Consider the following 21,715-nt stretch of genomic DNA (forward strand, 5'->3'; position numbering starts at 1 on the left):
CATGTCCACCCCTCGTCCTGTAACGCGCATCCACACGATCGGCATTGTGGGGGCCGGTACCATGGGCTCCGGCATCGCCCAGGTCGCCCTCATGGCTGGGTTGCGCGTCCTGCTCTACGATCTTAAGCCCTCTCAGGTGCAGCGCGCCACGGAGACCCTGCAGAAGAACCTGCGTCAAGCCGTAGAAAGGGGGAAAATCTCCGAAGAAGCATTCCAGCAGGCCTTGGAGCGTTTTGAGGGCACAACGCATTTTAGCCGTCTGGCTGAGGCGGACTTCGTGCTAGAGGCCGTTGTGGAGCAGCTGGAAACCAAGCAGGCGCTCTTTGAGAACCTCGATCAGGTTTGTCCGCCAGATGTGGTGTTGGCTTCCAACACCTCTTCGCTTCCGATTACGGGGATCGCCGCCGCCACGCGCCGAGCTGAGCTTGTGGTGGGCATGCACTTCTTCAACCCCGCCTACACGATGAAACTCGTCGAGGTCGTGCGCGGACACCTGACCAGCCCCGAAACGATCTCCTGTACGTGCGCCTTGGCCGAACGCATGGGCAAGGTGCCCGTGGTCGTGCAAGACACCCCGGGGTTTCTCGTCAACCGGGTGGCGCGGCCCTTCTACGGAGAGGCGCTCAGAATAGTGGGCGATGGAATCGCCACGGTCGAGCAGGTCGACCGCTTGGTGCGCGCAGCCGGTTTCCGAATGGGGCCCTTTGAGCTCATGGACCTCATCGGGATTGACGTGAACCTGGCTGTGACGCGCTCCGTATACAACGCCTACTTCCATGAGCCGCGCTACCAGCCTCATCTCATCCAACACCGTATGGTGCAGGCGGGCTTGTTGGGGCGCAAAAGCGGACGCGGCTTTTACTGGTACTCCGAGCCCGACTCGGAAAAGGAGGTATCCTCCCCATGAACGCCCCGCGCATCTGGGTTGGGGGGCCGGAGGCGCTGGTGCGCGAATTCCAGGAACAGCTTCCGGACGCCTCCTTTTCGGATCCTGCCGAGGCCGAGCTGCTGGTCGTGCTGGACCTGGAGCCCCAGGAGCTTTGGGCCCATTGGCGGGAGCTACCTCCCACAAAGGCAACAAGACTTGTCAACAGCACTACGGTGCTCGCCTTGGAACTTGCCCTGGCTGCGCCCCACCCCGATCGGGTGGTGGGGCTGCACGCGCTACCCGGCCTGCTAAGTCTGGAGCGCTGGGAACTGGTGCGCACGGAGATAACGGAGGCATCGGCCGTCGCGCAGGTGGAAGCGCTGTGTCGGCGCGTGGGCAAGACAGCAGAGTGGGTGCTCGATCGAATCGGCGGGGTGTTGCCTCGTCTGCTGTGCGGGCTCATCAACGAAGCTTGTACCGCTGTGCAAGAGCAGGTAGCCGGTCCGGAGGAGATCGACCTGGCCATGCAGCTGGGCACCAACTATCCCAAGGGCCCCTTTGGCTGGATGCGCCAATTCGGGGCGCGCAACGCACTGCTTGTGTTGGAGGCGCTCTTCGAGGACTTACGCGAACCCCGTTATAGGGCCTCACCTGTGCTGCGCCGATATGCCCTGTTGGAGCGCTTAGGGCTTCCCTTGTGGGGCGCTGATCGTGGCTCGCAGTCGGGCCCGTAAATACAACAGCAGCTTGCCTAGGATCTGGGAGATGCGGGCCTCCGTAAGCCCCATGAGTTGGGCGATCTCCTTTAGGGTCAAGTCCTCATAGTAATAGAGCGCCAGAATGGTGCGCTCCCGCTCCGGAAGCTCCGCGATCCAGCGCTCTAGGCGCTCGATCAGAAGCCCTTGGTCAACGGCCTCCTCCAGCTCGGCGCCGTCGCCGCCGGACAGGCGCGCCTCCAGGGGTTCGCCAACGCCTTCTTCCTCATCCTCCCAGGGCTCTTCCAGGCTAAGCACAAAGCGGCGCTGCACCTCCATAAGAAGGTTCTGGTACTGGCTCAGCGAAAGCCCCAGGCGGTCGGCCACCTGCTGGTCCGTGGGCTCGGTGCCCAGCTCCTGACGCAGCTGCTCCAGGGCCTCTTGCAGCTGGCCATAGCGTTGGCGTTGGCCGCGGGGCAAGGCGTCGATCTGCCGCAGGTAGTCGATGATCTGACCTCGGATACGCTGATAGGCGAAGGTGTGAAACTGAGCCGCGCTGCTTTGCGGATTATATGCCTCAAGCGCCTGCAGAAGCCCTATGATGCCCGCGCTCTCCAGATCGGCCTGCTGTGCCAACGGGTGGGCAGGGACGGTGATCTTGCCCACGATGCGCCGTACCAGGGGGATCGCGGCCAGTATCACGGCCTCCCGTAGCGTTTCGTCGCCACGACGGCGGCTGTAGGCTTCAGCAAGCGCTTGTAGGCGGGCCAGGTTCATCCCCCAAGACTCCTATCAGGCGGCGGCGGAGGTAACGTCGGCCTTCTGTTCAGGGTTCGAGGGGGATCGAGGGGACGGCTCCTGGGCCTTCCGTTGCCCGCTTGCTGTCTGTTGCGCCCAGCGGTAGAGCAGATGTCCCAGGGCCAAAGCACTCCAGACGAACAGAAAGGCGATCGCCGCCCTCAACGTCGACTCGATGACGGAGCGATCCCCCAGTAAGCCGATCACAAAAAAGCAGATAGCCACGAGCAGGCTCCCGTACCAGATCGTGGCAGGCATGGTTTATACCTCCCGTGTATACGCCGAGGATGGCTCCCAGTCATGGACCTTGACCAAGAGCGCTTGACGCCAGGCTAGCAATCGGTCGGCCAGGGCTCGGAAGCAGTTCGCCGTGGGATGCTCCGGCTTGCTTCGCACCAGCACTTCCTGGGCCAAGGCGGCCCGGCGCAGCTCCGGATCATAGGCGATGTACCCCGCGTAGGGGAGGGTGCGACCCAAAAAGTGCTCCAGGATCGCGTTAAAACGGGTCCCTATCTGTTGGGCCTCCCCTTCGGATTCGGCTCCATTGACCACTAGGGCAAAAGGGTATTCGGGATCCAAACTGTAGACATGTTTGACCAGCCGGTAAGCGTCCGCCACGGCCGCTGGATCGCCCAAGAGCACGATGAGCCCCATGTGGGCGCGTTCCAGGGCCCAGAATACCGGCGTCTCCATACCGGCCGGGGTGTCCAAGAGCACAAACTCCGCCTCCCTCTGGGCCGTCTCTAGGGCCATATCCAGGGCCTCCAGCATGGTCTCCGGATCCGCCAAGGGGCCACCCCGTGAGGCGGTCAGGAGCGTAAAGCCTCCGGCGGTCTTGTGAAAGACATCCTCCAATCCGCAACGCCCCATGAGATAGTCTTCCAGCACCCAACGGGGGCTTTCGTTGAGCAGCATAGCGCAATTGGCCAGGTTCCAATCCCCATCGAGTAGCACCACGCGCCGGCCCAGATGAGTCAGCGTTTCGGCCAGGTAGGTGGCGATGAGCGTTTTCCCGGTTCCGCCTTTTCCGCTTGCGATGGCGATGATCATGGGGGCCTCCAGCGATTATGCATCTTCCGCGAGCACGAGTGCACGGGCGGGGGCCTCCAGGAGCCGTTCTACGAGCCAGCTGGGGCTAAAGGCCAACAGGTCCTCGGGGATTTTGCGGCCTGTGCTAACAAAACGCACAGCCCGCCCCCAGGCCCTGAGCATTGCGTATACGGCCCCGAAGCGGTCCAGCTCCTCCACGTGCGTTAGGGCCACAAAATCGATCGGCAGCGGGCTTGAACTCCATAGGCCCGGATCGGCATAATGGGGATGCAGGGTGGCGTTCTGCACCCAGTGCACCTCTAGTGGGGTGAGCAGGGCTAAGAGCTCAGAGATTTGCCACAGCCGGCGGAAGGTGCTAGGTCCCCGCAACGGCACGGGCGGGGTATCGATGAGCAGGTGATCGAAACCCTGCAAGAGTTCGAGGGCCTTTTGCATCTTGGCCGGACTGTCCACGGTGAGCACGGGCAGCCGATAGCGTCCGGCTAGCTCCTCTAGGCTGTTGTGCACCGGTTCACCGTCCTTGGGCTCCAGCGCGATGAGCGCGACTTTGCGGCCGGCGAAGAAATGCGGATGCCGGGCTAGTTTGACGATCAGCGAGGATTTCCCACTGCCGGCCGGTCCGATGAAGGCGATATTGGGCTGGGGGCGCTTTGCGTTCGCGCTGGGCAGGCCGTCGCGGATGCGGCGCCCAACCTCCCAGGCGAAAGCCTCCGGCTCCTGATGCGGGTCTAGCCCGCTAGAGGCGGCCTCCCGGAGCCAGCTGTGTACGAGCGAAAAGGGTAAGCCTTGTCCGAGGAGCTGCCGATATAGGGGCAGCTCGACGAGTTCAAGCGGGGGATCCCATAGGCTTTCCCGGATTAGCCGCTCCAAGCGTTCGAGCCTGCGCTGCAGGCCTTCTAGGCCCGTCGCGGAAGGCGCGCCGCTACCCTGGGAGGGTTCCGGTCGGGCGGCAGGCAAAGCAGCTGGCCGCTGGGCTCGGGGTGGGGGGGGCGCGGGGCGCCCGGCGGCCTCCAGGGCCGACTGCCTTCGGTAAAGCAGGCTGCGAAAGTCCGGCGTCGCTTGGGTTTGTTCGTGCGCCGACTGAGACGACCCAGAACTTTCATCCGCCATCACGATCACCCGAGCCGGCTCGCCGGGCTCCTTGGGGGAGATGGACTCCAGCAAGTAGAAATCCCCTCCCAGGGCTTTTCGTGCGGCCTCTAGGGCCTCCTTGAGCGTTGTCCCTGTGAAAGTGCGCAGCGTCATGGCTGTAGCCCAATTCGGTCTATGGCCTTAATCTGGGTGTCTACGGTCAGGTCGTTGTAGCTCAGCACGACCACATCGGGCCAGATCGGAGAGAGAAATTGATACAGCGTCGGGCGCAGCACCGGGGAGGTGAGCACGATAGGCTGCAGCCCATTGGCCATCATGCGCCGGAAGGCGCGCGAGGCCGAGGTGTAGATCTTCTCGACCACCTCAGGCGAAAAGCCCAACGTGTTCGGGTTCAAGATGCCCTTTTGCGCGTGCTCCATGAGCTGGGCCTCCAGTGAGGGGTCAAGCGTGAGGCACTTGACCTCGCCGAATTCGTCCCGATACTGGCGCGTGATTGTGGGTGCAAGCGCGGCTCGTACGTATTCGGTGAGCACGTCGACGTTTTTCGTCGTATTGGCGTAATCGGCCAAGGTCTCCAAGATCGTCACCATGTCCCGAATCGGGACCTTCTCCCGAAGCAGGCGTTTGAGCACCTTCTGGATGTCGCCAATCGTTAACAGGTTCGGCACAAGCTCCTCGATCAGGGCGGGCATAGCCTCGCGCACGTTGTCGATGAGCTTTTTGACCTCTTGACGGTCCAGCAGCTTGTAGGCGTTGCGGCGCAGGACTTCCAGCAAATGGGTGGTGATGACGGCCGGAGCTTCGACCACGGTTAGGCCTTGCGCCTCAGCCTCCTCTTTGTGGCGTTCGTTGATCCATATCGCGGGCAGGCCAAAGGAGGGATCCGTGGTTCGGATGCCTTGCACGGGCAGCGAGCCGGATGCGGCCAATTCCTCCGGCAGCAGGGCCAGGTAATAGCCGGGCAGGATCTCGCCCTGGCCGATGGGATTACCCCGGAGCTTGATCATGTAGTGATTGCCCTCCAGCTGCATGTTGTCTCGGATCCGGATGGGCGGGATCACGATGCCCAGCTCCATGGCCAGCTGCTTGCGCAGCGTGGTGATGCGGCCCAGCAAATCCCCTTTTTGATTGGGGTCAACCAGGGGGATCAGGTTGTATCCGATCTCTAGCTCTAGGGGATCGACAAGCAGGTAGTCCTGCACGCGCTCTGCGCGTTTGGCTTCGGCCGTGGCGGCCTCCAATTCGCGTGCGGCCTCCTGCTGACGGTGCGCCTCGGCCCGCAGGAGGGCGCGCCGGCTCCAGTGGGAGGCCAGGAGGAGCAGAAGGGCCAGAAGCCAGAAGGGCACAAGGGGAAGTCCGGGGATAAGCCCGAAGACGCCCAAGAAAGCCGCCGCCACGTGCAGCACCCGAGGGTGTCCAAAGAGCTGTTGCGAGAAGTCCGCAGCCAGGTTGGACTCCGCCGCCGCGCGGGAGACGATAATACCGGCCGCGGTCGAAACGAGCAGAGCGGGGATCTGCGATACTAGCCCATCGCCCACGGTGAGCACAAGGTACGTGGAGGCCGCCTCCGCCAGGGGCATGCCCATCTGCAAGGTGCCGATGGCCAGCCCGCCTACGATGTTGATACCCGTGATCACAAGCCCGGCAATGGCGTCGCCTCGGACGAATTTGCTCGCTCCGTCCATGGCCCCGTAGAAGTCGGACTCGCGCGCGATCTCCTCCCGTCGGCGTCTGGCCTCCTTGTCGTCGATGAGCCCGGCGTTGAGGTCGGCGTCGATGGCCATTTGCTTACCGGGCAGGGCATCGAGCGTAAAGCGCGCCGAGACCTCGGCAATGCGCCCCGAACCCTTTGTGATGACGACGAAGTTGATGATCACGAGCACCAAGAAAATGATCAGCCCCACGACGTAGTTGCCCCCCACGACAAATTGCCCAAAGGCCTGGATGATGGCCCCGGCCGAGGCTTGGGACAGGATCAGGCGCGTGGAGGCCACGTTGAGGCTCAGCCGAAAGAGCGTAAGCACGAGCAAGAGGGTCGGAAAGACGGCGAACTCCAGCGGCCGACGTGTGTAGAAGGCCACCAGCAGCACCAGCAGCGACAGCGAAATATTGAGCGCCAACAGGACGTCCAACAGAAACGAGGGCAGCGGCACAAGCATCACCAGCAGGATCAGTACGATCCCGCCGGCAATGGCCCCTTCGCCGCGCAGCCCGATCGGCGCTTGCACAAGAGTCTGGCTCAAGGCGGACTGAGAAGCCATAGGCTAGCGCATCCGGTTGCGTTCCCGAAACACACGGGCTAGGATCTCGGCCACCGCTTCGTACAGGCTTACGGGGATCTCCTGACCCTCCTCGACCAGCGCATACAGGGCGCGTGCCGTAGGAGGGTCCTCTACGACCGGGATGCCGGCCCGCTGCGCTAGCTGCCGGATGCGCAGCGCCATTTTGCGGATCCCCTTGGCGAGCACGACCGGGGCGCGGTGCCGGTCCGGATCATAGGCCAACGCCACCGCATAGTGCGTGGGGTTGGTGACGACCACGTCGGCCGATAGGACGGCATGATCTAACCTCCGCTTGCGTCGACGCTGGCGCATAAGGGTGCGCAGACGGGCCTTGATCTGCGGATGCCCCTCGAGCTCTCGGTATTCGTCCTTGAGCTCCTGGCGGCTCATGCGCAGCTCGCGTCGGTGCTTCCAACGCTGAAAGGCGTAATCAAAGCCTGCGATAACGGCCAGGGCCAAAACAGCCTGTCCCAGAAGCGCTAGCAGCCATCCCCACGTGGTCTGAGCGATCTGGGATAGCCCGAGCAGGGGGAGCTGAAAGAGTCCCTCTAGACGGTCTCGGATAAAGAACCACGCGATCAGAATGAGCACGAACAGCTTAAGCAAGCTTTTGAGCAGCTCCATGAGCCCGCGGCTGGAGAAAAGACGCCGAAAGCCCGCTATGGGGCTGATTCGGGAGAGCTTAGGCTCCAAGGGTTTGAGCGTGACATGCACCCCTCCCTGCAGAAAGCCCACAAGCAGGCCCGAGGCCATGAGCAGCGCCAACATCGGCAGCAGGGCCCCCAGCGTCTGCCAGCCCCAGTCTTGCAAGAGCGTCAACGCGGCTCCGCTCTCCTCCGGTGGGGAACCCACCCGCTCGTAAGCCTCTAGCACGAGCCCTAGGAGCCGACGCACCAAGTCCCATCCCAGCAAGCTCAATGCACCCAGCGCGGCCGCGAGCACCACAATAGAGTTGAGCTCCGCGCTGCGCGCGACCTGTCCCTCCTGCCGCGCTCGCTCTAGCCGTCTTGGGGTGGGTTCTTCGGTGCGTTCTTGGAAATCCCGTTCCGCCATCGGAAAGTTTGCCTCGCCGGACTCGGCAACTTTTGCCCGCCTTGGGTTTCGGCGTTCCCTTTCGGCGCCCTCTGGTCTTGTCCTCCCCTCGAGGTGCACAGGGTGTGCCGAGCGCCTGAAAGACCGGTTTTGTGAAAAATCGGTGAAGGGGTTCCCTTAGCCAGCGATCGGGAACTTGGCTGCTTAAGCGGGTCGTATAAGGGGGTGCGATCGGGTAAAACCCGACGCGATACAGTACACTTCTTAACCTCCTCCCTGAACACAGACGACACCAGGAGCGGGCCCTGACCGGTCCGCTCCTGTTTTTTTAGCGCACGGTGAGCTGCACCCCCACTTGGGGTGCGCTGGAGCCTTGTAGAGAATGTCGATAGACCGGAATAGCCAGATAGCCCCCTACTATCCAGAGGGGACGGGCCCAGCGGCCCCCGAGCCGTAGCCAGAGCTGGCCGCCTAGTATTTCTCCCCACGCGGGGGCGGAGTTGGAGTCCGGGACCGCCTGCCGTTGCAGGGTCGAATATCGGCCTGCTGTAGCTTGCAGGCCCACGAAGAGCGCGCTTCGGGCTGGGTCTAGGTAGGCCCAATACGTTTGCTGTAGGTGTATCTCGCGACCGATTGTCACGCTCAGATCCGAGGGCGGGGCAGGGTTCTCTAGGTTCAGTCCGGGCAAGGGAGCGCGCGCGCTATCGGAAAGCTGCACGTATTTGCGCCGGTCCCAGAGAGAACGCAGGCCGAGGGCGAAATCGCTTGCCATCCAAATCGACAGAGGCATGCTGCTTATGAAGGCCACGTCTACGCGCCGAAAGCCCGTTGGGCCCAGGGCCGGATCGAAGGCCAATCGAAAGGCGTAGTCTGTGTCCTCGTTTCGCCAGTGGTAGCGGGCCCACAACCAGGTGGGCAGGGGAGTGGAGAGCGATATGGCGCGCACCAGATCCCAACTAGCCCCCCAGGTGCTGCGCGCCTTGAGCCGGCCCTCTAGTTGCAGGTTGAGCAGCAGGGGAACCTTCAAGGCGAGCCGATCCGCTACTAGGGGCCATGTCCCCACGGGGGCCAGCCCCACTTCCGCGCGCACCAAGAGCGCATCGAAGAATTCCGGGCAGGCCCTTTCTTCGCGATAAAACGGTTCCTGAAGGCGCCCAGGCTGGGCTGCGACAGAAACGGCGCCCAGGGCGATAAGATACAATGGGCCCCATGAGAGGAGTCTGGCTAACATCCCGCACCTCCTCGGCGGGCGAGCCAAGGCGCGGCCGCTGCGCTAAAGCGAGAACCCTTCTCCTGGCCGCAGCGGACGCGCCGCGATGCCCTTTTCCTCTAATCGCCGGACGAAGGCCTCTACGTCGATCTCGATTACGGGGAAGGTGTTGTAGTGAATGGGCACGACCAAGCGCGGGCGCAGCCATTCGGCCGCGATCACCGCATCCTCAGGGCCCATCGTAAAGTTATCTCCTACCGGCAGAAAAGCCACATCGATGCGGTAGCGTTCGCCAAGCATCTTCATCTCGTACGTGAGCGCTGTGTCCCCGGCGTTGTAGAAGACCTTGCCCTCCGACTCGATCAAGAAGCCGGCCGGATGCCCTCCGTAGGTGCCGTCCGGAAACGAGGAGCTATGATGCGCGATCGTCATGGTCACTCTGCCGAAGGGGAAATCCCGCCGTCCCCCTAGGTTCATGGGGTGGGCATTGGAGATGCCTTGTTTCTGCAGGTAATCGTAGATCTCCCATATGCCGATCACCGTAGCCCCGGTACGACGGGCGATAGCCAGCGTATCGCCCCAGTGATCCCCATGCGCGTGCGTAAGCAATAGAAAATCCGGATGCAGATCCTCCGGCTTGACCGGGCATAAGGGGTTGCCCGACAGAAAGGGATCGAACAGAAGCCGATATCCGGCTGTCTCCAACCAAATCACGGAATGCCCGTAGTAGCGAATCTCCGCCATGATCCCGCAAGCCTCCATGCTCCCTACGTAGCGTCTCAAAGTAACGCCCGGCCCTTGCTGTGGTTCAAGTTGACCCTCGCCCGCTGGCTCCGCATATTGGAGGGCCGTATCAGCAAGGAGCACGACCCATGGAGATCTCCCCTCTTGTGCATCCCAAAGTGGTGCATCTGGCCATAGGCTGGACCTTGGCCGGGGTCGGTTTTACGCTGGCCTGGCTGGTGTGGAACCGGACGTGGCTGCGCGCGGCAGCTTTGGTTTTGGCCGTAGCCGGCGCGGCGAGCTTATCAGGCGCTCGGCAGACCGGCGAGGCTGCCGAAGGCGCCTTTGAGAAGACAGGCCGCATGACGGAGGCGGTGCATGAGGCCATCGAAACCCATGAGGCTTGGGGCACGCGCGCCTGGATCGGCAGCCTCTTGTGGGCCGCTTTTCTCGGACTGAGCGCCTGGAGGCGCTGGAGCGCGCTCTGGGCGCGCGGTCTGGCGGCCGCCCTGGGGTTGGTGTTGGCCTATATGCTCTACCTGACCGGCGAGCTGGGCGGGGAGCTAACTTACCGATATGGGGTTAACGTCGAGGTCCAACATGGCTCGCCCGGCCCTGCAACGGAAGAGGAGGAGATCGGGCCTTAAGAGAAAAAAGGGGGGCTTCAAGAAAGCCCCCCTTCTTTACCGCCAAGGGCTTCTCTTATGGGGCGCCCGCGCCTCTAAGGTGGCGCTCGAAGAGCTTGAAGATGCGCTTGTACTGATCCATCCAGCTTGTGGGCTCGACAAAGCCATGGTCTTCTACGGGGTAGACGGCTAGTTCCCAATTCTCTTTGCGCAGCTCGATAAGCCGCTGCACAAGCCGCACCACGTCTTGAAAGTGCACGTTCACGTCCACCATGCCGTGGCAAATCAACAATCCCCCTCGCAGCCCTTCGGCGTGATAGATCGGCGAGCTGCGCACGTAGGCCAGGCTGTCGGCGTAGGGGAGGTTGAGGATGTTCGCCGTGTAGGGGTGATTGTAGTGCGCCCAATCCGTAACGGGTCGCAGGGCGGCCCCGGCGGCGAAGACGTCCGGCCGTGTAAACAGGGCCATAAGCGTCAAGAACCCCCCATAAGAGCCCCCATAGATGCCGATGCGCTTGGGATCGATCCCGTGCTCGCGCACCAGATATTGCGCGGCATCGACGTAGTCGTCGAGGTCTCGACCGCCCATGTGCCGATACACGGCCGTGCGCCAGTCGCGCCCGTATCCGGCTGAGGCCCGATAGTCTACATCGAGCACCGTGTAGCCGTGATCAGCTAGGAAGTTGTGAAACATGTACTCCCGGAAATAGGAGCTCCACCACCGGTGCACATTCTGCAAGTATCCGGCCCCGTGTACAAACAGCACAGCCGCTCCGTTGGGTCGCTCCGGCTTATATAGGCGCGCGTACACGAGTGCCCCATCCCGGGCTCGGAAGGTGACGATCTCGGGATCGCGCCACGGGTAGGCCTTGAAGGCTTCGCTTCGGGAGTCGGTGATCTGCTGCGGCTGCGCTCCCGGCCGGTTCTCCTGCAGGAAAAGCTCCCAGGGGCGGTTGCTGTACGAGTGCCGTATGGCGAGCATTCCTTCATCCGGGGAGAGCACGACCTCGTTGTTGCCCGCCATGCTGGTCAGTTGCAGACGTGTCCCTCCCTCCACGGGTATGCGGTAAAAGTGACGCTCTCCAGGGTGTACTTCGCTGGAGGTGAAGTAAAAAAACCGGCCATCGCGCGACAGAAAGGGCGAGAACACCTCAAAGCGGCCCGAGGTGAGGGCCCGTTTTTGCCCAGATTCCACATCCAGCACGTATAGGTGGCTGTAGCCGCTCTCCTCGGACTGAAAGAAGATCCGACGGCTATCGGGAAGCCAGCCGATCACGCCGGCGCTGAAGGCGCCTCCGATACCGGGCCCGCCGATCCAGGCTTCATCGCGCTGCCGATCCAACAACCGCACGGTGGCCGTCTCGGGGAAGAGGCGCAGGATCCAGCGATCCTTGTTGTCTTGGGAGGCGGCGACCACGACGGCCCGCTGGCCGTCGGGTGACCAGAAAGGTCCGTGCACGACGATCGGTCTGGGCTCTCGGTAGCGGCTGCTGGTGTCGCCGCGCGCCAGACGCCGTTCGCGCTCGTAATCGGGCAGATCATATATGCCTGGGATCAGTTCGCGGCGCAACAGGAGGATCGTATCCCGCTCAGTGTCGTAGATGGCGAATTCATAACGCGGCTGCGGGGAGCCGACCTTGGGTCGGGCCCGCAGCTGGTCCGTGTAGCCCGTTTCCGTGACGTAGTTGGGCACTTGGGTGGGGCGGTTGTCCTCCGGTTGCGTGACGTACTGGAAGGTGATGTAGCGGCCGTCGGGAGAGCTTTGCAGGTTCTGTACGCTTCGACGTCCCAGATAGACCGTCTTGGGCGGTCGTTGCGCGCGCTGCTCCCGCTCTTGCCAGCGCTCCGCCGCCTGTCGACGGTCTCGGCGCTGCCGAAGCACCTCGAAGAGCTGCAGTTGTTGATCTTGTAGCCAGCGCTGTTGTTCATCCAATCGGGGGCTGCTCGGAGGCTGGCCCGTGCGAAAGTCCGTCCGCTGGCGCAGGGCGCCTGTGCGCAGATCCAGCTCAAAGAGGTTGTTTTCGCGCACAAACGTGATGCGCTCCTCATCGAGCAGGAAGCGCGGATCGGACTCACGCTCCACGGTTTGCGTCAGGCGCACAAGGCGCTCCGCCCGGATGTCGTAGAGGAAAACGTCGCCGTCGCGCACGAAAAGCTTGCGGGTACGGGCCCTGTTGTACACCCCTCCCGGAGGCGGCAGCCGGCGTCTTTCCTCGGGGCTGACCTTCAGCGGCTTGCCTCCGGTGCGCGGCACTTTGTAGAGCGAATCATCGGGTGCACCATCAGGATTCCAGTAGAAGTACAGCCAGCGTCCATCTTCGGACCAAAACGGGTTGTTGGGGAAAGAGCCCATCCAGCGCGGATCGTCCATGATGCGCTCGATCGTAAGTCGACTTTGCGCCGCCGCGCCGGAACTCACAAAAAGCAGCAACGCCCACAGCGTGAATTGGGTGCGCATACGGTGATCCTCCTTCGAGGCAGGCAGGGGGAAAAATACAGCGCCTCGGGTCCAGGCGTTGTAGCGAAGTTGTTACTTGGCTCAATCGCCGGGCAGGGCGGCTACGGTTTCCCATCGGGTTTCGATTTGTAGCCCCCGTTCGCGCATAGCCTCAAGAAAGGCGGTCTTCGGGACGACCTGTTCGGGAGCTGCGGCTCCGGAGCCGGGGATCTGTCCCATGGCCAACATTTGGCCGATAACGGAAATGGGGAAGGCCGTGGCGCGCATCATGGCCGAAAGCCCGTGAGCTTCGTCGTAGCGGTCCACAAGCGTATAGTAGAGGCTCTGGATCTGGCCACCGCGGCGTCCGCTGATGTGGATGTAGACCAATACGGCGTCCGGGTCCCGAAAAGCCAGCGCCTTGCGCAGCCGACGCAACAGCAGATCCCGGTACGTCAGCGTTGAGCGCACGTCGATAAGCCGGGATTCGGCTAGCCCCAAGGCGAACAGCATGCGCATCATGTCCCGGTGACCGGGATAGCGCAGCGTTTTGTAATCCAGTTGTCGCACACGTCCCAGTAGCAACCGAGGCAGGGTTGAGAGGCTGCCGGCGGTCAGGAAGGCCTCAAGACGCCCGAAGGGCTCGGGGAATTCGAGGTACTCCAGTTCGTTTAGGGGTTCCACCGCGAGCAGCTGTCCGTTTCGGATGATCTCCACGGGGCGCGTGTATTCGTCCAAAAGTCCCTCGGCGGAGAAGGTGAGTTGAAAGTAAAACGGCGGGCGGAGGGTTAAGGGAAGGCTCCCCACCCGGATGGCGATCGCGTCGACCTCATCGAACTGCTCCACCCCATGCATGACCAAGATATTCGTCAGCCCCGGGGCCAGCCCGCAGTTGGGGAGCACCCAGACCCCGGCTGTTTGGGCCTCTTCGTGCAGGGCCAGCTCCTGGGCGGCAGCCACATCGCTACCCCCCAGGTCGCAGAAGGGGACCCCGAGTTCAACGGCCATGCGGGCCATGCTTGGGTTGAGCGTATAGGGGAGGCAGCTGATGATGACCTCAGAGCCCCGCAATAGGGTCTGCATGGCGGGTTGGTCTTTGGCGTCGACCCGATAGAGGTGCAGGCGGGGGTCGCTGAAGCGCTCTCGGATTTCGTTGAGGCGCGTGACGTGGTTATCAAAGAGCCGAATCTGCGCAACAGCAGGGTTGCGTAAGAGGTCAAAGAGCACAGCCCGACCCATCTGGCCGGCACCTAAGAGGGCGATCTTCATAGGGAGGCGGATTCTAGTAGGCGAAGGTCCTCCAGAAGCAGGCGTACGTAGGGGGGATGCCCCCCGGGACGGGGCATAAGCTGCAGGATCACGCGCTGCGGACCCGGTAGCTCCCATTGATACAGCCCATAAGCTGTTGTGGCGGCTGTAAAGGTGACGGCCTCGGGATCAAAGCGCCTCTTGAGGGCTCTAGAGAGGCGTTCTAGCCAGAAGTACTCGATCGCCAAAGCCTCCGTCTGGTTGCGTGCCTCCACCAACAGACGCACCCGGACCAAGCGGTTGTGCACGAAGTCCAGGCTAAGCCGAGCCGCATACGGGTATTTGTCTACAACGGATAGCGGGGGGGTTATGAGCGTGACGGATGCTGAGGGTCTGTTGCGCAGCGCGGCCTCAAACCGTCCCCGCAGCTCCGGGCTCAGCTCCTCGAGCCGCTCGGTGATGAACTGCGGAAGGCTATCGGCTATGGCGTCTGGAAAGCGGTCGCGAAATTCCGCTTGCGACATGCCGAAGCGAAGCCCTTGGAAGGCTGGGAGCGCGGCGCCTAGCAGCTGCCCTGGCAGATCCAGTCCGGAAACCTTTTCGGCCCGTTCCAGGGTTCTGCTGCAGCCCAGCGCCAGAAGGGTGCTGAGCAAAACCCCGTAGCCGATGACGAGGCGAGGCATGGTTGAGATCTGCTCGGAGTCGCGCCCAAATATAGGACAAACCCCCCTTGTGCGGCCAACCCGCTCCGTCCCGGAGCAAGCGGCTTGTGCAGAAGATACGCGCTCCGTAACTATACGCGATCTTGCTTCATGCCTTGGGTCGTCCATGCCGAGCCACGAACCGCACGCCTTCGACAAGGCCCGTCAGCAGGCCTTTGAGGCCGAAATGCTGCCTTACATGAGGGCCCTGTATGGCTTCGCTCTTCGCCTCTGTGGCAATCCAGAGGACGCAGCGGATCTGGTTCAGGAAACCTATCTGAAGGCGTACCGCTTTTTTGATCGCTACGAGACGGGAACGAATGCCAAGGCATGGCTGTTTCGGATTTTGAAAAACAGTTTTATCAACCGCTACAGGCGCCGGGTCCGAGAGCCGGACAGGGTGGACCTGGAGGAGATCCAGGAATATTACTATAGCCTACGCGACGAGACGCTTTCCGAATCGACAGATTTAGCGGAGCTGCTAGATCGGCAATTGTTGGATGACGAAGTCACAGCGGCCTTGCAGAGTCTGCCCGTGGATTTCCGCACGGTGGTCATTCTCTGCGACCTGGAAGGCTTCACGTATGAAGAGATTGCGGATCTGCTGGAGATTCCAATCGGCACGGTGCGTTCGCGTTTGCATCGGGGTCGTAAGCTGCTGCGACTGCGGCTGCTAGAGTACGCACGCCAGCGAGGATACAAAGTCGATGAGCACGATGCAGAGCGCTGATCTCCCCTGCCCACAGGCGCAAGAGCTCATCACAGCTCTCATCGATGAGGCGCTATCGGAACAGGAGCGCGCGCTGTTAGAGCTTCACCTGGCTCAATGTCGAAACTGTCGCTGGGAGCTGGAGCTGGAGCGCGCGCAGAAGCGCTACCTAGCCCGCAGGCATGCGCCACCGGAACCACCTGCGGAGCTCCTAGAGCGTGTTCGCATTGCGCTGCAAGAGGCTGCTTCCCCACCGGCAAAGGCGGCGCGAATAAGGCCAATTCGAACTTGGGCCATGGCGGCCGCTGTAGCGGCGCTCGGTTTCTTTTTCCTCTATCTGTTCTCCAGAGGTCCCGACACCGTTTCAGCGCGAAGCGTAAGCGAGCTCACGCTGCAGCACTTTCAGACCACGCTCACCCGCCAGTTGCCCTGGGTGCGTGTAGCCAGCCGAGAACAGGCCTGGCAGGTAATCCGAGATCGCATGAGGTGGGATGTGCGCATCCCCCCGATACAGCATGCGGATCTGGTGGGGGTGTGGATCGGCCCCTATTTGCCTGAGGTCGAGATTCCCGTGCTGAAATACATCGACCGCCGAAATGGCGAGCCGATCTATGTATTCATCTTCGCCCCGGAGTGTCTACGGCAGCATTCCGACCGGTTGAACGTGGAGCCTGAAATCTTGCGCCATCTCCCCACAGACCAAGATTTCTATGTCCAGGAGGTGCGGGGTCGAGACGTGGTAAGCTGGCGCTGGAGAGGAGTATTCTATCAGGCCATTTCCAATCATAATGGCCATGCTCTTCGCGCCCTCATTGTGCCCCCCAATGCTGAAGAAGGTTGATACGCTGGCATAAAAATGGCCCCTCACGGGGCCATTTTTCGTTACCAACTTCGTTTTCAGTCTTGAAGCCAGATGTACAATTTGTTTCGCTGGGGGTCGAAACGGCTTCTGATTTTACCTTGTATATGTCCCTTGGCATGGCGGCGAATAGTGCCCACTATCCGCTGTGCTGCGGATTTGGGTCTCTGCTCATCAGATATGTCCAACATAAGGGCTTCATCAGGAGATGTGTTCTTCAACTCCTCTACGATTTCGGCGTACTTTGAGGTGCGTGAAACACGAATAATCGGAATATCCGATCGAAGAATACGACCTTCTACACGCATGGCGATTTCTCCTTTTCTCTTTAGAGGACAGAAGCTATGCTTGCATAGAAAATATATGCGCTTCTCTCAGCACAAAGCAACACCCCAAAAAAAAAGCCCGACATAGCAGATATGTCGGGCTTGTCAGGGATATAAACTATGACTTTACTTCGGGCGCACCGGCGCCAATTCCGTCTTCCAATCTTCTACCGTTCCGGCCGCCACGATCAATAACCTATCGGGGTGAAAGTATTTGCGTATGACTTGGTTGATCTGATCCACTGTCAAGCGCTGGATCTCTAGCGGATAGCGATCCAGATAGGTTACCCCAAGACCCAGTTCCTCGTAGTTGAGAATTGTGCTGGCCAGTCCACTTGAGGTAGCCAAGCCCACTTTGAAGTTGCCGATCAGCGTGCTTTTTTTAGCCTCTACCTCTTCAGAGCTCACCCCACCCTGAACGAATTTGCGTAGCTGTTCCTGTGTGGCCTCGATGCCGCGCCGGGTGTTCTCCGGGGCCAAGGTGACGGTGATTTGCCAATGCCCCTGCGTCCAGGGCGTAATACCCGATAGGCTTGAGCCGATCCCGTAGGTGAGCCCCAGGGAATCGCGGACGGTTTGCATAAGACGGGCCGAGAAATTCCCACCTAGGATGAAGTTGGCTAGAAACACGGGCATGTAGTCTGGGTCGGTTCGGGTAAGCGCTAGCGGGTGCGCTAGGTATACGTCCACGTTGGCCTTGTCCGGCATATAACGCGTAAGCACCCCGCTTGGCGTCTGGCTTCGAACGCGACCGACGAAGGTGGCCTTCAGCGTTTTGCTGGCCCAGCCGCCGAAGAGGCGGCGCACGGAGCGGGCCAGGCTCGCCTCGTCTACGTCGCCCACGGCGACCAAGATCATCCGTTGCGGGCCATAGTGTGTTTCATAAAAGCGTCGCACGTCTTCAAGGGTAAGGGCCTCCAAAGAGCGAAGCTGCTCCTCCAGGTCGGGCTCGTAGTTGGGATGTTGCGGATCATATAGCTGGCGTAGCAGCACGTTGCGGGCCACGGCAGCCGTTGATTCCAGCGCGCGTCGCAGCCCGGCCAGCGCCTGAAGCTTAACCTTCTCGAACTCCCCCGCATCAAAGGCGGGCTCTCGCAGTTGTTCGGCCAGCAGCTCCAGGACCGCTTCTTGGTCTTGTTTGAGAAAGCGAGCGCTAAAGCCCAACCGGAAGGTGCCAGCCGAAAAGCTCAGCTGCGCGCCTCGGCGTTCCAGTTCCTGGGCGATTTGGAACTTATCGCGCCGACGGGTGCCCTTATCGAGCATCTGGGCGGTGATAGAGGCCAAAAGCGGATAGCCCGCGTAGGCCGTCCCGCCCCCCTCAAAGCTACCCCGCAGCGTGATCACCCCCTCCACGTTGGTGCGCACGGTTATGAGTCGAATGGGACCGAGCTGTTGTATGCGCACCCGGCTGGCCCAATGCTGCGGAGCGCCCCGAGAGGCCGAACGTATCCTGCTGACGTCTTCTTGCAGATACCAGGGGCCGTATCGTGGAGGAGCAGTGCCGTCAGAAGTAGCCCCCGCACGCGCCATGCGGGCCGGGGTGGGGACGTAGTACCCCACGGTCATCTGGTCCTCTACCAGGTAACGGGCCGCCACGCGCCGTACGTCATCGGCCGTTACAGCCTGAATGCGTTCTAAGTAGGCCGTGTAAAAAGTCCAGTCCCCCATAGCGATGGCTTCGTTAAGCTGGCTAGCGATCGCCAGCGGCCCGTCGCGGCTGAAAAGGTATTGCGTGCGAAGTTGGTTTTTGGCGCGCTCTAGCTCCTCAGCGGAGACGCCTTCTTGTGCAAGGCGCGCATACTCGGCCAGCACCACGGCCTCCACCTTGCCGTGATCCGCACCGGGGGCCAGGGAGACGAACGTCGTAAACAGCCCGGGGTCTCGAAAACGGGATACGTTGCAGGAGACCGAAGAGGCGAGGTTCTGATCCACGAGGGCCTTGTAAAGCCGGCTGCTTTTGCCCTCCGAGAGGATCGTGGCCAATACTTCGAGCGCGTCCGTGTCCCGCTCTAGCCCGGCCGGCGACTTGTGCCCGATGAGGACGGCCCCCAGCTGCCCGGCGCGTTTGACCGTAACGCGCCGCGGGCCCTGTTGGGGAGGCTCAGCGGTGTATACATCTGGGAACGGATGCGGGGCCTTGGGAATAGGCTCAAAATAGCGCCGGATCAGGGCCAGGGCCTCTTCAGCCCGGAAGTCTCCGATTACGGTCACCGTCGCGTTGTTGGGCCAGTAGTACGTTTCGTAGAACCAGCGCAGCCGCTCAATCGGCACGTTTTCGATGTCCGAGCGCCATCCGATTGTGGGATGGTGATAGGGATGAGCCCAGTAGGCCGTAGCCCAGACGGCCTTTGAGAGGGCCTGGAAGGGGGAGTTTTCCCCTCGCTCGAATTCGTTACGTACCACGGTCATCTCCGATCGAAGGTCCTCTTCGAGCAGAAGCGCGTTGCGCATGCGATCGGCCTCCAGGTGCACGGCCAGCTCAAGCCGATCGCTCGGCAGAACGGCGAAGTAGTTGGTGCGGTCGTTCCAGGTCGTGGCGTTCATGATGGCGCCCGCGTTCTGCAGCACGGCCGGAATAGCCGTTCCCCGCTGCTTGTTGAACGTAGGCGTGCCCTTGAACATGAGGTGTTCTAGCAGGTGCGTAGCGCCCGTATAACCAGGGGCTTCGTTGCGGGAGCCGACCCGATAGGTGATCATAAAGCAGACGACGGGGGCGGAGCGGTCCTCCAAGAGCAACACCTGCAGATCGTTGCTCTTCAGGCGATATTCCCAAATGCCCCCCGAGGCGCGCACGAACGCAAACCCCTCGACGGCGGGCTGCCCTGAAGCCTGAGAACTCAGTCCGGCGGCCAGAGCTCCGATGATCAGCGCATCTCGCATGGCATCCTCCGAGTTAGCACAGGGTCGATGGCTCATGGTAAGAGCAAGAGACTCCACGGTTCGGGTGAAAAATAAAAAAACGGGGCGGAGAAACTCCGCCCCCTCCAGTACGCGTGGGAGGGTCATGAGCCCGAAGGGGCTTGAGGTTTGCGCGCCCACTTTTGAAACCAATGATGTAGGTACGCCTGGGTGCGCAGCCAGTTCGAGGGTCGGGAGCCTGTGCCGTGAAACTCGTCGTTAAAGCGGATCATGGCCGTGGGCACCTTGCGCAACTTGAGGGCTTGATAGTACTCCTCGGTTTGCGCGATGGGGGTCCGCAGGTCGTTTACGCCGGTCATGAGCAGCGTGGGGGTCTTCACATTGCCCACGTACATAAGGGGCGAACGCCGCAGGTGCTCGGAGGGGTCCTCCCAGGGCAGTTTTTGGAAGTTGCGATACCAGGAGACCCCGTCGGTGGTGCCGACGAAGGAGAGCCAGTTCGTGACCGGATACAGCACCGCGGCCGCGGCGAACCGGTCTGTGTGCCCGATGATCCAGGCCGTGAGCACGCCGCCCCCTGAGCCGCCGTAGACGAACAGGTTCTGCTCGTCGATGTAGCCGCGCCGGATGACCTCGTCGACCCCCCGCATCAAGTCGTCGTAATCCTTGCCCGGGTAGTTGTATTTGATCGCGTTGCCAAAGGCCGACCCGTAGCCGGTCGAGCCGCGCGGGTTGGTGTAGAGCACCACGTAGCCTTCGGCCGCATGCAGCTGCCAGGCGAAGTTGAAAGCCACCGAGTACATCGCGTGCGGGCCGCCGTGGATGACCAAGATCAGCGGGTACTTTTTGGTGGGGTCGAAATCCGGCGGCTTGATGATCCAGCCCTGAATGCGCAGATTATCCGTAGAGGTATACCAGATCTCCTCCACTTCGCCGAGCTTGACCCCTTGCAGGATGTCCTCGTTGACGGCGGTCAGAAACTGGGGCTCGGGCCGACGCAGCTCAAAGCGCACCACATCCGGAGGTCGGTGATAGCTCGTATAGACGCCCACAAACCAACCCGATGGATGCATGTCGGTCACGGTCAGCATATGGTTGCCGCGCGTGATCTGGCGGATCTCCCCCCGCAGGGAGACGAAGTAGAGGTTGCGCGTGCCCCGATCGTCGACCGTAAAGTAAATGCCGGAGTTGTCGGGCGCCCACTGTAGGTTTTGCGGCGTGCGATCTAGCGCCGAGGTCAGATCGCGCACGTTTCCGCCGTCGATGTCCATCACGTAGAGCCGAGCGTCGATCCAGGTGTCGTCCGTCCAGTCGTAGCCCAGATAGGCCACGTAGCGGCCGTTGGGGGAGACGACCGGGTTGTAATCCGGCCCCTTACGCCGGGTGAGCTGCCGTATCGCGCCCGTCTCTACGTTTACGGCGTAGATCTCCGATTCCCGCCAGGCGTATTCGGCCTCCGGCTCCCGCAGCGAGGAGAACAGGATCTCTTTGCCGTCCGGCGTCCAGGATATCCCCCCTTGTCCGTGGTTCCAGTCCCCCGAGGTGATCTGCCGGGGGGTGCCGCCTGTGGCGGGCACTACGAAGATGTGCGTATAGCCGGGCTCTAGAAACCCGATGCCGTCGCGGCGGTATACGAGCTCCTCTACGATCCGAGGCTCCTCGGTCCAACGCGCCCCTTCAGGCCGCGCCGGCAGCCGGATGGGCCAGTTGTTGCGTTTGGGCACCAGCATCGTGAAGGCCAGATACCGGCCATCTGGAGACCAGGTCACATTTGCGGGGGTCCGGTCCAGGCGCGTGACCTGGAGCGTGGCCCCTTCGGCGTCCATGTAGCGCACGAATAGCTGCGTGCCGCGCGGCTCACCCTGAGCCAAGTATGCGATGCGCGTCCCGTCAGGCGACCAGCGGGGGTTTGAGCCCCGCACCAGAAAGCGCTGTTTGGACCCGTCGGCGTTCATGATCCAGAGGTCGCTCACGCGTCGGTCGTTGACCTTGTCGATCCATTGCCGGGTGAAGAGGATCTGTTGCCCATCTGGGGAGATCTGCGGATCGGATACGGTCTCATACTCCAGGTACGCCTCCAAGGTGAGTTTTTTGGGTGCCTGGGCTGCGCTTAGCGAGGCCAGCGCTAGCCAAAGGGCCGCAATCGGTAGCCAACGGATGCGCATGGCGGTTCCCTCCTGTTCTGCCACGGATACTAATA

At 61.8% G+C, this 21,715-nt stretch carries 18 protein-coding genes; 5 read left to right on the top strand and 13 right to left on the bottom strand.

All coding sequences use genetic code 11. From position 1 onward, the window contains the following. Position 1: 1 nt before the first annotated feature. Both NZ993_03525 and NZ993_03530 read left to right on the top strand, forming a co-directional pair. Complete coding sequence (locus NZ993_03525) at positions 2 to 907, top strand: 3-hydroxyacyl-CoA dehydrogenase NAD-binding domain-containing protein (protein MCS7154862.1); 906 nt, start codon at positions 2 to 4, stop codon at positions 905 to 907. Continuing rightward, a complete protein-coding gene (locus NZ993_03530; protein ID MCS7154863.1) occupies positions 904 to 1,602 on the top strand; it encodes a 3-hydroxyacyl-CoA dehydrogenase family protein in 699 nt (232 codons plus the stop codon). Before NZ993_03525 ends, NZ993_03530 begins: the two co-directional genes overlap by 4 nt. Here NZ993_03530 and NZ993_03535 read toward each other — a convergent pair. The 8 genes from NZ993_03535 to NZ993_03570 all read right to left on the bottom strand — a co-directional run bounded on the left by NZ993_03535 (position 1,552) and on the right by NZ993_03570 (position 9,771). Beyond that, a complete protein-coding gene (locus NZ993_03535; protein MCS7154864.1) occupies positions 1,552 to 2,340 on the bottom strand; it encodes a FliA/WhiG family RNA polymerase sigma factor in 789 nt (262 codons plus the stop codon). The two genes, NZ993_03530 and NZ993_03535, sit on opposite strands and share 51 nt — an antisense overlap. Positions 2,341 to 2,355: 15 nt before the next feature. After that, positions 2,356 to 2,619 (bottom strand): hypothetical protein, encoded by a 264-nt coding sequence (locus tag NZ993_03540; protein MCS7154865.1) that lies wholly within the window; start codon positions 2,617 to 2,619, stop codon positions 2,356 to 2,358. Positions 2,620 to 2,622: 3 nt separating this feature from the next. Further along, positions 2,623 to 3,411 carry a P-loop NTPase gene (locus NZ993_03545; protein ID MCS7154866.1) on the bottom strand — a complete coding sequence of 263 codons (789 nt, stop codon included), beginning with the start codon at positions 3,409 to 3,411 and terminating at the stop codon, positions 2,623 to 2,625. Between the two features lie 15 nt (positions 3,412 to 3,426). Then, positions 3,427 to 4,656: a hypothetical protein gene (locus NZ993_03550; GenBank protein MCS7154867.1), complete on the bottom strand. Its 1,230-nt coding sequence runs from the start codon at positions 4,654 to 4,656 to the stop codon at positions 3,427 to 3,429. After that, positions 4,653 to 6,764: a flagellar biosynthesis protein FlhA gene (flhA, locus tag NZ993_03555; protein MCS7154868.1), complete on the bottom strand. Its 2,112-nt coding sequence runs from the start codon at positions 6,762 to 6,764 to the stop codon at positions 4,653 to 4,655. The genes NZ993_03550 and flhA overlap by 4 nt, the downstream gene beginning before the upstream one ends. Before the next feature lie 3 nt (positions 6,765 to 6,767). Further along, complete coding sequence (gene flhB, locus NZ993_03560) at positions 6,768 to 7,838, bottom strand: flagellar biosynthesis protein FlhB (protein MCS7154869.1); 1,071 nt, start codon at positions 7,836 to 7,838, stop codon at positions 6,768 to 6,770. A 307-nt stretch (positions 7,839 to 8,145) separates the two neighbouring features. Continuing rightward, positions 8,146 to 9,048: a hypothetical protein gene (locus tag NZ993_03565; GenBank protein MCS7154870.1), complete on the bottom strand. Its 903-nt coding sequence runs from the start codon at positions 9,046 to 9,048 to the stop codon at positions 8,146 to 8,148. A gap of 42 nt (positions 9,049 to 9,090) precedes the next feature. Next, positions 9,091 to 9,771, bottom strand: a complete 681-nt coding sequence (locus NZ993_03570; protein ID MCS7154871.1) for a metal-dependent hydrolase — start codon at positions 9,769 to 9,771, stop codon at positions 9,091 to 9,093. Between the two features lie 128 nt (positions 9,772 to 9,899). Here NZ993_03570 and NZ993_03575 point away from each other — a divergent pair, with 128 nt between their 5' ends. After that, complete coding sequence (locus NZ993_03575) at positions 9,900 to 10,397, top strand: hypothetical protein (protein MCS7154872.1); 498 nt, start codon at positions 9,900 to 9,902, stop codon at positions 10,395 to 10,397. 55 nt (positions 10,398 to 10,452) lie between these two features. On the opposite strand, the gene NZ993_03580 is transcribed toward NZ993_03575, so the two are convergent. The 3 genes from NZ993_03580 to NZ993_03590 all read right to left on the bottom strand — a co-directional run bounded on the left by NZ993_03580 (position 10,453) and on the right by NZ993_03590 (position 14,744). Then, complete coding sequence (locus NZ993_03580) at positions 10,453 to 12,834, bottom strand: alpha/beta fold hydrolase (GenBank protein MCS7154873.1); 2,382 nt, start codon at positions 12,832 to 12,834, stop codon at positions 10,453 to 10,455. Between the two features lie 81 nt (positions 12,835 to 12,915). Next, a complete protein-coding gene (locus NZ993_03585) occupies positions 12,916 to 14,082 on the bottom strand; it encodes a saccharopine dehydrogenase NADP-binding domain-containing protein (GenBank protein MCS7154874.1) in 1,167 nt (388 codons plus the stop codon). Then, positions 14,079 to 14,744 carry a hypothetical protein gene (locus tag NZ993_03590; protein MCS7154875.1) on the bottom strand — a complete coding sequence of 222 codons (666 nt, stop codon included), beginning with the start codon at positions 14,742 to 14,744 and terminating at the stop codon, positions 14,079 to 14,081. Before NZ993_03590 ends, NZ993_03585 begins: the two co-directional genes overlap by 4 nt. Before the next feature lie 145 nt (positions 14,745 to 14,889). Between NZ993_03590 and NZ993_03595 the strand changes: the two genes are divergently transcribed. Continuing rightward, on the top strand, positions 14,890 to 15,492 hold the full coding sequence (locus tag NZ993_03595; GenBank protein ID MCS7154876.1) for a sigma-70 family RNA polymerase sigma factor: 603 nt from the start codon (positions 14,890 to 14,892) through the stop codon (positions 15,490 to 15,492). Next, a complete protein-coding gene (locus NZ993_03600; protein MCS7154877.1) occupies positions 15,470 to 16,312 on the top strand; it encodes a zf-HC2 domain-containing protein in 843 nt (280 codons plus the stop codon). The genes NZ993_03595 and NZ993_03600 overlap by 23 nt, the downstream gene beginning before the upstream one ends. A 470-nt stretch (positions 16,313 to 16,782) precedes the next feature. On the opposite strand, the gene NZ993_03605 is transcribed toward NZ993_03600, so the two are convergent. Together NZ993_03605 and NZ993_03610 are read right to left on the bottom strand one after the other, a co-directional pair. Continuing rightward, positions 16,783 to 19,536 (bottom strand): insulinase family protein, encoded by a 2,754-nt coding sequence (locus NZ993_03605; protein MCS7154878.1) that lies wholly within the window; start codon positions 19,534 to 19,536, stop codon positions 16,783 to 16,785. Between the two features lie 122 nt (positions 19,537 to 19,658). Next, positions 19,659 to 21,680, bottom strand: a complete 2,022-nt coding sequence (locus NZ993_03610; protein MCS7154879.1) for a S9 family peptidase — start codon at positions 21,678 to 21,680, stop codon at positions 19,659 to 19,661. Positions 21,681 to 21,715 lie beyond the last annotated feature (35 nt).

This window comes from Bacteroidota bacterium (genome assembly GCA_025059945.1).
Classification (GTDB): Bacteria; Bacteroidota; Rhodothermia; order JANXDC01; family JANXDC01; genus JANXDC01.